This window comes from Aliidiomarina soli, assembly GCF_003986975.1.
Classification (GTDB): domain Bacteria; phylum Pseudomonadota; class Gammaproteobacteria; order Enterobacterales; family Alteromonadaceae; genus Aliidiomarina; species Aliidiomarina soli.
The window spans coordinates 119,518-134,636 of record NZ_PIPO01000007.1 but is presented as its reverse complement, the minus strand read 5'-3'; the positions used below and the strand labels follow the sequence as shown (position 1 = coordinate 134,636).

General features: G+C 53.1%; 14 protein-coding genes. 3 read left to right on the top strand and 11 right to left on the bottom strand.

What is annotated here, in order from left to right:
• Window positions 1-2: 2 nt before the first annotated feature.
• Window positions 3-758 (bottom strand): tRNA (cytosine(32)/uridine(32)-2'-O)-methyltransferase TrmJ, encoded by a 756-nt coding sequence (trmJ, locus tag CWE14_RS14480; RefSeq protein WP_420837108.1) that lies wholly within the window; start codon window positions 756-758, stop codon window positions 3-5.
• 195 nt (window positions 759-953) lie between these two features.
• On the opposite strand from trmJ, the gene suhB reads away from it, so the two are divergent.
• Together suhB and CWE14_RS14470 are read left to right on the top strand one after the other, a co-directional pair.
• Window positions 954-1,757: an inositol-1-monophosphatase gene (suhB, locus tag CWE14_RS14475; protein ID WP_126800030.1), complete on the top strand. Its 804-nt coding sequence runs from the start codon at window positions 954-956 to the stop codon at window positions 1,755-1,757.
• A gap of 218 nt (window positions 1,758-1,975) precedes the next feature.
• Window positions 1,976-2,146, top strand: coding sequence for a DUF3545 family protein (locus CWE14_RS14470; RefSeq protein ID WP_126789101.1), 171 nt, complete (start codon window positions 1,976-1,978; stop codon window positions 2,144-2,146).
• A 28-nt stretch (window positions 2,147-2,174) separates the two neighbouring features.
• On the opposite strand, the gene ung is transcribed toward CWE14_RS14470, so the two are convergent.
• The 5 genes from ung to CWE14_RS14445 form a co-directional block, all read right to left on the bottom strand.
• On the bottom strand, window positions 2,175-2,930 hold the full coding sequence (ung, locus tag CWE14_RS14465) for a uracil-DNA glycosylase (protein WP_241972427.1): 756 nt from the start codon (window positions 2,928-2,930) through the stop codon (window positions 2,175-2,177).
• On the bottom strand, window positions 2,930-4,990 hold the full coding sequence (locus CWE14_RS14460) for a S9 family peptidase (RefSeq protein ID WP_126800029.1): 2,061 nt from the start codon (window positions 4,988-4,990) through the stop codon (window positions 2,930-2,932). The genes ung and CWE14_RS14460 overlap by 1 nt, the downstream gene beginning before the upstream one ends.
• 136 nt (window positions 4,991-5,126) lie before the next feature.
• Entirely contained in the window at window positions 5,127-7,001 is a 1,875-nt protein-coding gene (locus CWE14_RS14455) for a DUF1302 domain-containing protein (RefSeq protein WP_126800028.1), read from the bottom strand.
• 178 nt (window positions 7,002-7,179) lie between these two features.
• Window positions 7,180-8,112 (bottom strand): electron transfer flavoprotein subunit alpha/FixB family protein, encoded by a 933-nt coding sequence (locus CWE14_RS14450; protein WP_126800027.1) that lies wholly within the window; start codon window positions 8,110-8,112, stop codon window positions 7,180-7,182.
• Entirely contained in the window at window positions 8,109-8,858 is a 750-nt protein-coding gene (locus CWE14_RS14445) for an electron transfer flavoprotein subunit beta/FixA family protein (protein WP_126800026.1), read from the bottom strand. The genes CWE14_RS14450 and CWE14_RS14445 overlap by 4 nt, the downstream gene beginning before the upstream one ends.
• Window positions 8,859-9,045: 187 nt before the next feature.
• Here CWE14_RS14445 and CWE14_RS14440 point away from each other — a divergent pair, with 187 nt between their 5' ends.
• A complete protein-coding gene (locus CWE14_RS14440) occupies window positions 9,046-9,468 on the top strand; it encodes a SufE family protein (protein WP_126800025.1) in 423 nt (140 codons plus the stop codon).
• 5 nt (window positions 9,469-9,473) lie between these two features.
• On the opposite strand, the gene tcdA is transcribed toward CWE14_RS14440, so the two are convergent.
• From tcdA to ptsP, 5 genes are read right to left on the bottom strand one after another with little or no spacing between them, the layout of a single operon-like run.
• A complete protein-coding gene (gene tcdA, locus CWE14_RS14435) occupies window positions 9,474-10,262 on the bottom strand; it encodes a tRNA cyclic N6-threonylcarbamoyladenosine(37) synthase TcdA (protein ID WP_126800024.1) in 789 nt (262 codons plus the stop codon).
• A gap of 39 nt (window positions 10,263-10,301) precedes the next feature.
• A complete protein-coding gene (locus CWE14_RS14430) occupies window positions 10,302-11,135 on the bottom strand; it encodes a thymidylate synthase (RefSeq protein WP_126800023.1) in 834 nt (277 codons plus the stop codon).
• A complete protein-coding gene (gene lgt / locus CWE14_RS14425) occupies window positions 11,132-12,016 on the bottom strand; it encodes a prolipoprotein diacylglyceryl transferase (RefSeq protein WP_126800022.1) in 885 nt (294 codons plus the stop codon). Before lgt ends, CWE14_RS14430 begins: the two co-directional genes overlap by 4 nt.
• Window positions 12,017-12,043: 27 nt before the next feature.
• Window positions 12,044-12,841 (bottom strand): sulfite exporter TauE/SafE family protein, encoded by a 798-nt coding sequence (locus CWE14_RS14420; RefSeq protein WP_126800021.1) that lies wholly within the window; start codon window positions 12,839-12,841, stop codon window positions 12,044-12,046.
• Complete coding sequence (gene ptsP, locus CWE14_RS14415) at window positions 12,842-15,115, bottom strand: phosphoenolpyruvate--protein phosphotransferase (protein ID WP_126800059.1); 2,274 nt, start codon at window positions 15,113-15,115, stop codon at window positions 12,842-12,844.
• Window positions 15,116-15,119: the final 4 nt, after the last annotated feature.

The window sequence follows — 15,119 nt, the reverse complement described above, 5'->3', positions numbered from 1 at the left end:
ATCTAACCTTTGGTTTTATCACTTAGCATACGTTTGTCATAGGTCGACAAAATGCCACGTAAGATGTTCAGTTCGTTCTCATCGGGCCGTGCCCGGTTAAATAACCGACGTAACTTATTCATGACCAGCCCGGGATGCTGGCGGACAATAAAGCCGGACTGCGTCAGACTTTGCTCTAAATGCTGGTAGAAACGCTCGAGATCGTCGCCCCGTGGGTACGTAGATGGCTCCTGTTGCACGTCCTGCTGCTCGTTCTCACTGGCCAGCCAGGCCATGCGCACTTCATAGCTGAGTGTCTGCACAGCCATCGCCAGATTCAATGAACTGTAATCAGGGTTCGCCGGAATATGTACATGGTACTGACTAAGCTGCAGTTCCTCATTGGTCAGGCCGCTATTTTCACGCCCAAAGACCAGCGCGACTCTGCCGCGAGCGGCTTCCTGCACCGCCTGCTTCCCCGCTTCTCGTGGGTCCAGCATCGGCCAGTCGAGTGTGCGTGAGCGGGCACTGGTCGCTAAGACCAAGTGGCAGTCCGCAATCGCTTCCTGCAAGGTCGGAACGGTACGTGCCTGAGCCAGAATATCGGTTGCACCAGCGGCCAACGCCGAGGCGTGACTTTGTGGCGCTTCCACCGGGTCGACCAGAACCAACTCGGAAAGGCCCATGGTCTTCATGGCACGGGCGGCAGAGCCAATGTTGCCCTGATGGGACGTGTTAACAAGCACAATGCGTAAATTGTCTAAAATTGCGGCTGACATGACGATCTCACAAACCTGGGGTTCGCTCCCACGGGATTGGTCCATGAGAGTCTACAAAAAAGAGACCTGGATTCTAACACAGGGCCGCCCTTTCGGTCATATTCGGTTTACGTTGGGTGCTGCATCACGTATAATGCGCCGGCGTTTTTTGATGAAAAAATGCTCACGTTCTTTAGCAACCAAAAGGTAATCACCATGCATCCGATGCTTAATATCGCGGTGCGCGCTGCGCGCGCGGCCGGAAAAGTAGTCATGAAATCAGTGGCTCAGGGCGAAAAGCTGATCATTGAAGGCAAAGGCCAACACGATTTCGTCACTCATATCGACAAAGCGGCGGAGAGCGTCATTATTGATACCATTCGCAAGTCCTACCCCAACCACAGTATTCAGGCTGAAGAGTCTGGCGACCAACAGGGTAGTGACAGTGATTACCTTTGGGTCATCGATCCCATCGATGGCACGACTAACTTCATGCGTGGAATCCCTCATTTTTGTATCTCTATAGCGCTGGTCGTCAAAGGTCAGGTACAGCAAGCCGTGGTTTTCGATCCGGTGCGTGATGAACTCTTTAGTGCAAGCCGTGGTGCCGGTGCTCAGCTCAATGGCTACCGCATTCGCACCGGCAAAAACAAAGATCTGGACGGCACTATTCTCGCCACAGGCTTCCCCTTCCGCATGAGGCATATTCTGCCGGAGTACCAGGCGGTGTTCACTAAATTCTTCGAACAGGCGGCAGACGTCCGTCGCATGGGGTCTGCAGCGCTCGATTTAGCCTATGTAGCCGCCGGACGATACGACGGCTATTGGGAAGCAGGCCTGAAACCCTGGGATCTGATGGCTGGTCAATTATTAGTTCGCGAAGCGGGTGGCATGGTCAGCGACTTTGCTGGAGGGATGAATCACGAAACCTCCGGTAACATTGTTGCGGCTAGCCCAAAAGTATTGCAAATGATGGTTACCCAAATGCGTACACTGCTGCCTGCCAGCCTGCGCAAATAGTAAATCTGCGTTTAAAATACCGCGCCAACCACGCAAGCCCAGCCCAGTGCTGGGCTTTTTCATATCTGTAGACGACTATCAGTTGTACCCTCCCGCACCTGCACTACGAGATATGTTAATAATTCTGCAACAAAAGAGTTTTACAATAGGCTCAGATGTGGTAAAAGGTTAATACGTTAGCATTTTGTTAATGATTCGTTAGACAAAGGGGGTGCCCAGTGGACCATTCAGAAGAACTAAAAAACGTCACTGAAAAAACCAGTAAGTCTCGTGCGAACAAGCGCAAATGGCGTGAAATCGAAGCGTTGAAAGAACGTCATAGCTTACGCAAAGAGTTGATGGACATCGACTACTGCTTCGATTGCGAGCTCGAAGAGCTTGAACTCTAGTAGTTGTTAAAAACTCAAACATTAAAACTTACCACGCCAGCTTTTGCTGGCGTGATTGTTTTTGCCCTGGGTCAGCAGGCTGCTGATCCGGTGATGGCCGCATAACGCTGCACCAGTCCACAGCGTCTCTTCCCTGTTGCAGCAGAAATTGGTTACTCTGGCTAAAGTGGCCACACTGAAAAAACCCGCGATGTGCCGATAACGGTGACGGGTGTACGCTGCTTAATTTTAGATGACGTGAGTCAGTAATCACCGCGGCCGCAGTCTGCGCGTGTTTACCCCACAATAAAAACACCAGAGGTTGCGGGTGCTCGTTGAGGCAGCGCAATACCTGCCCGGTAAATTGCTCCCACCCCCATTTTGCATGAGCATGAGGCTGGCCTTCAGTCACTGTCAGTACCGTATTCAGCAGTAACACACCCTGTTCCGCCCAACTGCTCAAATCGCCCTGCAATGGCGCTTCGAAGCCTTCAATATCCAAAGCCAGCGCCTTGTATATATTGCGCAGTGACGGTGGCAGCCTGACGTCTGCTGGCACCGAAAATGACAATCCCTGAGCCTGGCCAGGCTGGTGATACGGATCCTGCCCCAGAATGACCACCTTGACCTTGGCATAGGGGGTCAACTGAAACGCCCGAAAGACCTCAGCTGACGGTGGATAAACCGGTAGTGGACCACGTCTGGCCTGGTCCACTTTTTCACTCAGGGTCTGGAAGTAGGCCTGCTCCGCTTCGTCAGCCAGCAGTGACTGCCAAACCGGGCAGGTCAGGTCCGCCATTTGCATCAGTTGCTTTCACCACCATTAGCGCGAAAACGATCAAACCAGTACACCGCATAGGCTGGTTTCGCCATCAAGTTACTCGGACGCAGGTGCAAGGCATGTGATGCACCCGGAACACGAACCATCGCCGATTCCACCCCACGTAGTTTGAGAGCCTGATAATATTGCTCCGTTTCACTGATTGGAGTGCGGTGATCCGACTCTCCTGTGAATAACAGGACCGGCGTATTGACCTTGCCGACATGGCTAATCGGTGAATACTCCATATAGTGTTCAACATTGTCCCATGGCAAACCGGGGAACCAGTACTGGCTAAAGTAGGGGTACATATCTGCAGTTAAGGTAAAGCTAATCCAGTTTATAACCGGGTTCACCACCATAGCCGCAGCAAAGCGATCAGTATGAGCGATACTCCATGAGGTCAGTACGCCCCCACCACTGCCACCCATGATAAAGAGTTCCTCTTCATCAACAAAGCCGCGCGAGACCACCAAATCAACCGCATCCATCAAATCATCGTAGTCATTGCTTGGGTAGTTATGATGGATCAGATTGGCAAAGTCTTCGCCGTAGCTAGTACTGCCGCGTGGATTGGTGTACACCACCACATAGCCTTGCGCCGCCATCAGCTGCAGCTCCATCGCGAACACAGGGCCATAAGCCGCATGCGGACCGCCGTGGATCTCAAGAATCATTGGGTACTGTTTGCTTTCATCAAAACCTGGCGGATACATGATCCAGCCCTGAATCCGGGTGTCGTCTACCGACGATTCAAGCCAAAACTCCTCCACCTCACCGACGCTGAATGCACTAAGGAAATCGCGGTTAAGCTGAGTAATCGGGCGGGTCTGACTGCCCTCCAGGAAGGCGAGTTCGGCAGGACGGTTACTTGCCATTTGGGTAAATACAAGTTTGCCATTGTCGGCGACCGAGAACTGACCACCAGTGTACGGGCGACTATAAGACAGGCCGCCTACACCATCGGTCAGGGTTTCAGCAACACCGCGTAACGTATGCAGAGCCAAATGACCTTCACCCTCGTCATCATAGCTAAAGTAAATACCACGGCCATCGCGGGCCCACTCAAAGCTACTCACACTGCGGTCGAGATCTTCGGTCAGATTACGGATCTCAGAACCATCCGTATTCATTACGTACAGGCGGTTTGCCTGATGCGCCAACTGACGGTCTTGATAACCGACAAAGGCTATCTGACGGCCACCAGGCGACACTTTTGGCTCGCTTGCCGGACCATTGGTATTGGTTATACGCTGCACTTCTGCCGAATCGACTTCGACCCGATAAATATCCGAGTTAACTGGTTCTGCGACTGGGTTTTCGTTTTTATTAGCACTGTAATAAATAGCCTCACCGTCATGGCTCCAGCTTATCGTTCCACGCACATCATAGTCGCCCTCGGTCAACTGCCGAGGTGTCCCCCCTTCGACGGGCATCACGTACAGATGGGAGTTCCCCTGCGGTGAATAGCCAGCGCCATCGCGGCGGTACTGGACACTGTCAATATAGGTCGGGGCCTCAGCCCATTCTGCGCCTGCTGGCTTGCCCGGAAGTTGCACCGGGGCCTGGCGTGACTCAGGGGTAAACATGGTAAAGGCAAACCACTCGCCGTCCGGGGACCAGCTCAGGCTACCCGGGCTAAACGGAAGCGTGGAGACCAGCGAGGTATGTCCGCTGTCCTGCCAGCGAATATGGATTTGCTGACTGCCACTTTGATCAGACACATAAGCCAGCCGTTCGAAGTCTGGTGACCAGCGTGGACTACTTTCATTGCCCTCTCCTGAGGTCAGCGGACGCAGGTTTGAACCGTCAGTAGCCACCTGCCACAAACGTCCCACCATGCGGTCTGTCTGGCGGTCCATGCTGCGCCGAACAAAGACCACGTGATTGCCATTGGCATGGACCTGCGGATCGGCTGCCAGCTCCAGCGCGAAGACATCGTCATACTGCAGTGGGTTAACCTCACTCTCCGCTGCAGACGCCGGCCATGCGAACGCTGCCAGAGCTGCCGACGCCGTCAGTAAATAATTTAAACCTGGTTTCATACCATGCCCCTATCAATCGATCAGATTGAATCCAACAAAAAAGCCAGCATAAGCTGGCTTTTTAACATATTCAAGGTGTTAGCCGGGCATCTGCCCCTGCTTTAAACCCTTTGGTCGTTTTCGTGTCCCGTTCCAGTTAGAACGAGTACGCGAAGTTTACACCGACGTGGTTACGGTCCTGTGCAGGATCGTAATCAGCGCCTGTGTAATGGTTGTACGCTAACGACAGGCGATATTTGCTCTGGTAGCTCGCATCCATCAACAGACCTACATTCACGCGCCCTTCAATGAAGTTAGGGTTCGGTGAATAGCCATGAACGTCGTGGTTAAATACCAGTGTTGGATTCAGGTTCCAGCCCTTGTATACGTTGGCGTATTCAAACACGAAGCGTGCACGATAACCGAACGACAGGTCAGTGACAAAACCTTCACAGTTCTGGTCGTTGAAGTCCCCGGCACTTGCTCCCGGATTACCCTGCAACTGTGCAATAGTTGCCTGGTCCTGTGATGTCAGGCATTTACCGTAGACTGGGTTGCGACCGAAACGCTGTTCATCCAGGCCTGGTAAATCAGCGACATAGTTGGCACCAACTTCGCCAATAAAGGTCATCCGTTGAGAGCCCCACAGGCGGTCAAAGAAGTTCACAAAGGTCATTTGTGCCTGATACACCTCAAGCTCTTCATAACCACGTGCATAAGCACCGACTGGTGCATCAACATCACCGCCACGAGCTTCTGTAATACGGCTTCTGAAACTACTTGGTGCTGCCGGTTGTAAACCTGCTGTGAGGATCTCGGTAGTATTGATTTGCACCGCCTGATTTGGGCGATAGCTTACTTCACCGGACCATGACCATGCACCCAGCGTCGTACTGAAACTGGTACCGAAAATTTGGTTATCTTCCGGCCACTCAACAAAATATTGAGGACCAATAGCAGCTACGTTTGCTGTGCTGATATCACCTGTCTGCCAACCGCTAGGCGCGGTTTCAGTAGCGGTGTCCCATGCCAGCGTATCCCAGTCATAAGCTGAAATAATCGGCTGTGTATTGTGTACATTGATAAAGAAGAAACCGAATTCAGTATCAAGCGCGGTCGAGTAATAACGCGCCGCTAAACCATACTGGCCGCTGTCACTTGCGTCACGATCAGCGGCACGGGTGATGTAAGCGCCTGCTTCTACAGACTCCTGATCGCTAAGGAAGCGACCCGGTGCAATTTGCGGGTTCAGGGTTACTTTATCGCAGCCTGGCCCACCGATAATGTCGACCGTAGAGAAGAAGCTACCACACCCATCCAGCTTGGTGTTGTCCCACTCAAAGGCAGTAAAGGCATCCAGACTCCATCCGGCATTCAGGCCGATAGACGCGGAGACCATACCAATCGGCAACAAGGCTTCACGAACTTCGGCGCCAGGGCGACGGACCGCGTTGACATCGGCAGGGTTGATGGAATTAATACCGTTCTGAATAAAGGTGCTTTCACCCCAGCTCAGAACCTGACGACCAATACGTAAATCAACCGGCATCTGACCAAGGTCAAAACCAGTGTAGAAAAACGCATCCAGCAAATTAAGACCGCTGCCAGCTGAGTAGTCATCAAATGCGTTGGTGTTCAGACGTGCATCTGGGTAGTAATTCGTTGCGGCGTGACCATGATAGACGTTTTCGTTTTTCAGAATATCGTCATACCAGTAGTTAAAACGAACAAAGAAGCCATGATTACCACCGTCGACTGCGACGTCGTGGATGCCACGGAAAACCAAAGATGTCAGGTCACCTTTCTCGAAATTCAGGTTACCGTCGTCGGCAACCCCCGACTGGCCTTCACCTCCAGCCATGTTACCCGGGTGGATAACCCGCATGTCTGGATCTTCAGTGCGCATCGTGGCACCAATGGATAAGGTTGAATCGACACGCACATTGTAACGGCCGAGATCAAATTCAACAGCTTGGGCTGGCAATGCGAGTGCCATAGCAATCGCAGAGGCGAGAGGTAATTTTTTTATCATAGTTGGATTTCTTTTCATTGTTGTTGCCACCTATCCTGCGTACCCCACAAAACGTGAGAGTCCCTGGCGTTATTACTTTATCGTCGACCAGACATTGATCCAGTAAACGTTTATTTTTTGTAACTATAGCAAGCAGGTTAGCAGAGGACTAACCTGCTTGTCACTAGTTGTTATCAGATTAAGATAACGCCTTTTCTAACTCTGGCAAAGCCTCAAATAAATCCGCCACCAGACCATAATCAGCAACCTGAAAAATTGGCGCCTCTTCGTCTTTGTTGATAGCCACAATCACCTTTGAGTCTTTCATTCCCGCCAGGTGTTGAATCGCGCCACTGATACCCACCGCGATATATAACTGTGGAGCGACAATTTTACCAGTCTGGCCGACTTGCATGTCATTTGGCACAAAGCCAGCATCGACTGCAGCGCGCGACGCACCGACCGCAGCACCCAGTTTGTCTGCCAGACTTTCCAATAGCTTAAAGTTCTCACCATTTTGCATACCGCGACCACCAGAAATCACCACAGGTGCTGAGGCAAGATCCGGGCGCTCTGATTCAGCCAGCTGTTCACCAACAAACTCAACTTTATCGCTGTTGAATACATCGGCGATAGCTTCTACAGAGGCGCTGCCACCGGATGCATTGGCGGCGTCAAATGCAGTACCACGGACAGTGATTACCTTAATACTGTCGCTGCTTTGCACCGTGGCAATCGCGTTACCAGCATAGATAGGACGCTTAAAGGTATCTGCGCTTTCCACCGCAACGATGTCTGAGATCTGACCGACATCAAGGAGTGCTGCTACCCGCGGCATCATATTTTTGCCTGTGGTAGTCGCAGGCGCCAGAATATGGCTGTAGTCAGCACCGACTTTCGCCACCAGCTCACTGACATTTTCCGCCAGTTGATGCTCATAAGCAGCGTTGTCCGCAAGCCGGACGCGTTTGATCCCTTCAACCTGGGCCGCGTTATCTGCGACACCCTGGGCATTCAGCCCTGCTACCAGCATATCCACATCACCGCCAATCTGCTGCGCGGCTGCAACTGCTTTCAGAGTAGCCTGGTTCAGGCTCTGATTATCGTGTTCGGCAATCACTAAAATGCTCATAATACTTTTGCCTCGTTCTTCAGTTTATCGACCAGTTCTGCGACATCTGCTACGCGAACTCCAGCGCTACGTTCAGCCGGTGGCTCCGCTTTGAGAAGCTTGATGTTGCTGCTGACTTCGACACCCAAATCAGCTGGCGATTTGACCTCCAGCGGCTTGCGCTTGGCTTTCATAATATTCGGCAGTGACGCGTAACGCGGCTCATTGAGACGCAAGTCAGTGGTCACAATAGCAGGCAAGGTCAAACGCAGGGTTTGCAGACCGCCGTCCACTTCGCGGGTGACATCCACTTTGCCGTCTTCAACTTTCACTTCAGAGGCGAAGGTACCTTGCGGCATGCCAGTAAGCGCACCCAGCATCTGGCCAGTCTGGTTGTTATCTGAGTCGATAGACTGCTTACCTAAAATAACCATGTCTGGCTTTTCTTCGGCAACGACTGCTTTTAACAGTTTAGCCACTGCCAGCGAGTCTGGCATCGCATCGGCTTCGACATGAATGCCTCGGTCGGCACCTAACGCCAACGCGGTGCGAATTTGTTCCTGGCAGGCTTTCGGGCCAATCGAAACCACCACCACTTCTTCAGCCGTGCCCTTTTCTTTCAATCGCACGGCTTCTTCGATGGCAATTTCACAGAAAGGGTTTAATGCCATTTTAACGTTCGCCAGATCCACGTCTGACTGATCGGCTTTCACACGGACTTTGACGTTGTAGTCAATCACGCGCTTCACCGCGACCAAAATTTTCATAACTTCAATCCTTCTTTACGTCGTAAAGATTCAGGTAAATTCAGATAATCCGTGCGGCATTATGTAAAACCCGCCTGCATCAAACAAGGCTTATGGGTATAATATCGGCGAATTTCCATTAACTTGCTGTCAACTTATACTGGCAGCGTTCATTATTTGTTCACATCGAACTGGCTTGCGACACCTTATGACAATTTTGCCTGCAGCAGCTGACAGCCTGCGTCAGCAACTTCTTGCCCAGGGTAACTGGCAGGAAACCTACCGGGTTCTCTTACTGGCCGCCAAAACCCAACCCTCATTGGACCCGGCTCAGCGCACCCCTGCCAACCGTGTGCATGGCTGCGAAGCTCAGGTCTACCTCAGCGTAGAAGGGACTCAGCAGCATGTGAATTACCGCTTTCACAGCGATGCACGGATGGTGCAGGCACTGATCTACGCCTCACTGTTACCCCTGCAAGGGCAAACTGCAGAGACAGCAATGCAATTCGACGCCAGCGCCTGGCTGACATCCTGTGGTTTGGAAAGGCAGTTAAGCCCGTCGCGCAGCAACGGCTTGTATCAGGTTATTAAAGCCGCTAAAGCCGCGGCACAGACCTTGCCTCCGACCTGAACCCACTAGGCCCCAGGCTTAGCTTGCGGTAACAGACGGTTCAGCAGTACCGCTGCGGCCTGCAAGCCAAAGCTTGCAGTCACCATCATACTGGCGCCAAAACCACTACTACAGTCCATACGACCACTTTGCGTACCAGGTTTGGCGTAGGAAACCTCGCCATCGCCGGCCGGGTAACGCAATTGCTCAGTGGAATACACGCAATGGATGCCAAATTTACGTTTGGGGTTGGTGGTAAAGTTGTAGTCCCGACGCAGTTGCGAGCGAACCTTGGCCATTAACGGGTCCTGACTGACCCGCGCCACATCGGCAACGGCAATCTGGCTCGGATCAATTTGTCCGCCTGCTCCACCTGTGGTCACAACCGGTATTTTCTGCCGCTTGCACCAGGCCAATAACGCTGTCTTTGCAGCAATGCTGTCGATGGCATCGAGTACCCCATGCGGCCGATTAGCAAAGACCTCAGCCAGGTTAGACGGCGTAACGAAATCGTCGACCAGATGCAGCGTTAAATCGGGATTTATCTGCAACAACCGTTCGCCCAGCACTTCGATCTTCGGCCGGCCGATGGTATCGGTTAGCGCATGTGACTGCCGATTCATATTACTTAAGCAAACATCGTCCATATCGACCAGAGTGAGTTCACCGATGCCACTGCGGACTAGTGCCTCAGCAGCCCACGACCCAACACCGCCAACCCCGACCACTGCCAGGTGCAAGCTGCGGATCACTGCGCTATTTGCGCTCCCGTATAAGCGCTCAATGCCGCCAAAGCGACGTGCAAAATCATCCATACTGCCTTCGTTGATTGATTGTCGGTTGCCGGGTTGGCCTCAGATAGCGATCGGTGCCTTGATGTGCGGGTGCGCCTTATAGTCGACCAGTTCGAAGTCATCAAAGGTGAACGCAAACAGGTCTTTCACCTCTGGGTTCATGCGCATGGTCGGCAACTGATACGGCGTTCTGCTCAACTGCTCGCGCGCCTGGTCGAAATGGTTACTATACAAATGCGCGTCACCAAAGGTATGCACAAAGTCGCCGGGCTCTAACTCACAGACCTGCGCCAGCATCATGGTCAACAGCGCATAGCTGGCAATGTTAAATGGAACCCCAAGGAAAACATCGGCACTGCGCTGGTAGAGCTGACAGGACAACTTGCCATCAGCAACGTAAAATTGAAACATGGTATGGCACGGTGGAAGTGCCTGCAGACCCTTGGCCGCGTTTTCCTTGGGGCTTAACCCTGCTTGCGGTAACACCGCAGGGTTCCATGCACTGACCAGCAGCCGACGCGAGTCCGGGTTGGTCTTTATTTGGTCCACTAGCGCCTGAATCTGGTCAATATGACCGCCGTCCGGGGTCGGCCAGCTACGCCATTGCGCCCCATACACGGGCCCCAAATCACCCTCATCGGTGGCCCATTCGTCCCAGATACTGACCCCATTTTGCTGCAGGTAGCTGATATTGGTCTCACCACTGAGAAACCAGAGTAATTCATGAAGTATCGAGCGTAAATGGCACTTTTTTGTGGTTACCAGCGGGAAGCCCTCAGCCAGATTAAAACGCATCTGGTGGCCAAACACACTGCGTGTGCCAGTACCTGTGCGATCACTTTTGTCGACCCCATTATCAAGCACATGCTGCATCAGTTGCAGGTATTGTTTCATGACTTGCCTCCACGCTTTTTACCCTTCGTTTTGCTCTCTTTGTTTGCCACTTGCTGGGTGTAACGTGGCTTAAACACGCCGCGATAAGCCAGCAGCAGGAACAGAATTCCCACTAGCACCATGGGGATCGATAACCACTGCCCCATCGACAGTGACGCCGCCAGCAAACCGAGGTGAGCATCGGGTTCACGGAAATACTCGGTGAACAAACGTGCGCAGCCGTAGCCAATCAAAAATAACCCCGCAACGGCGCCGGTCGGACGCGCTCGGCGGCTAAACCAAAACAATAAAGCAAACAACAGCAGGCCTTCAAACAGCGCCTGATAGAGCTGTGATGCGTGCCGCGGGTCAGGCCCTGCCGCCGGGAAAATCACTGCCCATGGCACGTCTGTGGAACGTCCCCATAGCTCGCCATTAATATAATTGCCTACCCGCCCTGCACCTAAACCAATCGGCACCAGAGGGGCAACAAAGTCACCCACCGCCATAATCGAGCGACCTTTAACTTTGGCATAAAGCAGGATCGCAACAATCGCGCCAAGCAAGCCACCGTGGAACGACATGCCGCCCGAGGTAATATCAAAAAGGTACAATGGGTTGGCAAGGAAAGCACTGAACTGATAAAACAGCACATAACCAATGCGGCCACCAATAATCAGCGCCAGAAAGCCCCAGAACAACAAATCGCTCCATTGCTCACGGGTCCATACTTCACCGCCGATGGCCTGCCCCTGCAAAGAGCGATCGGCCTGTCGATTGCCCCACCACCAGGCAAATGCCAGCCCAACCAGATACATCAAGCCATACCAGCGCACATCCAATGGACCTACGCTAAAGAAAATCGGGTCAAACTCCGGATGAACGTAATAATCTCGAGTCATTGCTTCTGCAATCCTTGTTAATGGTCGTCAGACAGTGACGAAAAGATGCACTGATACCACAATCAGCAGCAAGGCGAAGGCACGCTGTAACCAGCGTACCGGTAATATCCGCGCCAGTCGCGCGCCGACAGGCGCCATCGACACCGACATCACGGCAATCCCTAACCACGCGGGCACGTAAATAAAGCCGACCGCGCCCTTAACCACCCCTGCACTCAGCTGCTGACCCAGTAACGCGTAGGTGATGGTACCAACAAAGGCCAGCAGAACGCTACACACAGCAGCCACTGCCACTGCATGGCGCATGGTAATCTGGTAAAAATGCAACAGCGGCACCACCAGGGCTCCACCACCGATCCCCACCAGCGACGAAATAACACCAATACCGACGGACCAGAGCCGCACCGGGGTGCGCCGGATTCGTTTGTCTTCGGCGCGCGGCTGCATCTTCCAGATCATCCGCGCTGCCAGCAGTAACAGAACGGTGGCAAAAATCCGCTGCAATAATTGAGGCTCAATCTTAACTCCGAGCATGGCCCCCACTATGCCGCCGGCGACCATGCAAGGGGCAATCAGCCCCACCCAAGGCCACAGGATCATACGATGGCGGTGATGCGCATAGGCGCCTGACAAGGTGGTCACGACAATAGTGGCAAGGCTGGTCCCAACCGCCATCGGTACCACCAGCGCCGCTTCAATTCCCATCAGTGGCAACAGATAGATTAACAGCGGGACGACCACAATACCGCCGCCAATGCCGAGCATGCCCGACAACAGGCCAGCCAGTACTCCACCCAACGCCAGCAGGAAAAAGCTCAGCAGCATTTACTTGCCCGCCCGGATAAAGCCGCCCAGGCCGAGGCTTTCCAGCTTATTATTCACAATTCTGCGCACCTGCGAAGGATGCCGTGCTTTCAACGCCTGAGTCAGCAACACCTGCAAGGTGCTGGTGTGCACATTACGGATAATCCACTTCACTTTATCCAGGTTGTGACTATTCATGCTCAGGTTGCGGTACCCCATCGCGATAAGTAACATTGCGCCGCCCGGATCACCGGCAAATTCGCCACACACACTGACCGGTCTGTCCAGACGATGGCATTCTTCGATAATATGCATCAGTGCCCGCAATACGGCTGGGTGATAGGGTTCATACAGGCTCGCTACGCGCGGGTTGTTGCGATCCACTGCAAGTAAATACTGGGTCAGGTCATTAGTACCGACCGAAAAGAAATCAACTCGCGGCGCGATCATTTCCAGCTGATATAAAATACCCGGCACTTCGATCATCACACCGAGCTCAGGTCGCGCCAGGGTCGCCCCCGGCTGTTTTTGCACCAGCTCATTGCGCACTTCAAAATACGCCTGATTGAGTAAGCGTGCCGCTTCTTCGACTTCTTCCAGCGACGAAATCATCGGCAGTAGAATTTTCAGATTACTGCGCCCAACATTGGCCGCCAGCATAGCGCGAGCCTGCACCAGGAAAATCTCAGGGTGATCCAGGGTCAGCCGAATACCACGCCAGCCCAGAAAGGGATTGTCTTCGTGCAATGGAAAATACGGCAGCGGTTTATCGCCACCCACATCAAGCGTGCGCATGACCACTGGCAGATCACCAAAACTCTGTAACACCTGATGATACAGATCGGTCTGCTCCGCTTCCGTAGGAAAGCGGTCTTTCATCATGAATGGAATTTCGGTGCGATAGAGGCCAATACCGTCATAATGGCCGTTGTGTTCAACCCCATGCTCGATATTCAGACCAGCGTTAATTTGCAGGGTTACCGCCACCCCATCCTGAGTTTGCGCAGGCAAATCACGATCCCGCGCAACAATTTCAGCCAGTTCCTCTTCTTCCAGCTGCAGCTGTTTATACTCGTCCAGGACCTGCTCAAAGGGGTTTACAAAAAGCTCCCCCGAATACCCATCAACTATCAGAAACTGGTCTTCAAGGTATTGCAACGGCACATCTTCAATACCCAGCACCGCCGGCACGCCCATACTGCGGGCCATGATCGCTGCATGCGAGTTGGCACTGCCTCGTAATGACACAATGCCCTGCAACTTCTCTCGCGGGATTTCAGCCAGCATACTGGCAGTGACTTCTTCAGCCACCAGGATGCAGTGGTCCGGGACCACCTGATCACGACTGCTGCGTTGCTGCAGATGCGACAGAATACGCTGGCCGAGGTCACGCACATCGACCGCCCGCTCTTGCAGATAGGGGTCCTCGAGATCTTCAAACTGAGCTACATAGTCTTCCACGGTCAGCTTGACCGCGGTTTGTGCCATCCAGCCTTCGCGGATTTTGCTTTCAACCGCGTTGCCTAATGAGGCCGCATCAAGCATGCCCTGATAGACATCAAAAATAGCCAGGGTGTCTTCCGCGACATAGCTTGCGACCTGCTTGGCCAGATCCTGCAACTCACGGCGGGTTTGCATCACCGCTTTGCGAAATAAACGAATATGGCGCCAGGTTTTCTCGGTTTTTCTTGGCACCACTGCGCTGAGGCGGGCAGCGGGCTTGCCAATGAATGCACGCCCAATAGCAACCCCCGGTGAACCCGGTACTGCATGCAAACTACGTAACCACGGCGCAGTATGACTGGCGAGCAAGCCCTTGGCCTCAGCGTGAGCTATGACCGAGGCTAATTGCGCGGCCAAAGTCACCACGAAGGATTCTTCATCTGCAGAAAATGCCCGGGCCGCCGCTTGCTGCACCGCCAGCACACCCATCACCCGACGCTGGTGAATAATAGGCGCGACCAGCATGGCCCTGAAGCCTTCTTCTTCGACTTCATCAACCAATTTAAAGCTTGGGTGCTGTGCCGCATTGGCGAAGTTAAGCGGCTCTTCACGTTGTGCCGCGAGGCTGATAAGGCCTTCACCGAATTTCAGTGTGATCCGCTCACCCTGATTCATGCGCAGGCCATCTGAGGCAGCGAGGACAAATTCCTCAGATTGGTAATCAGCAATATAGATGCTGCATACATCCGTTTGCAGAGCAGCTTTAACCCGGGTCACCATGGTACGCAGGGCAGTATCAAACTCCGGCGCCTGATTTACCGCCTCAACAATTCGATGTAATTTTGCCAGCATCACC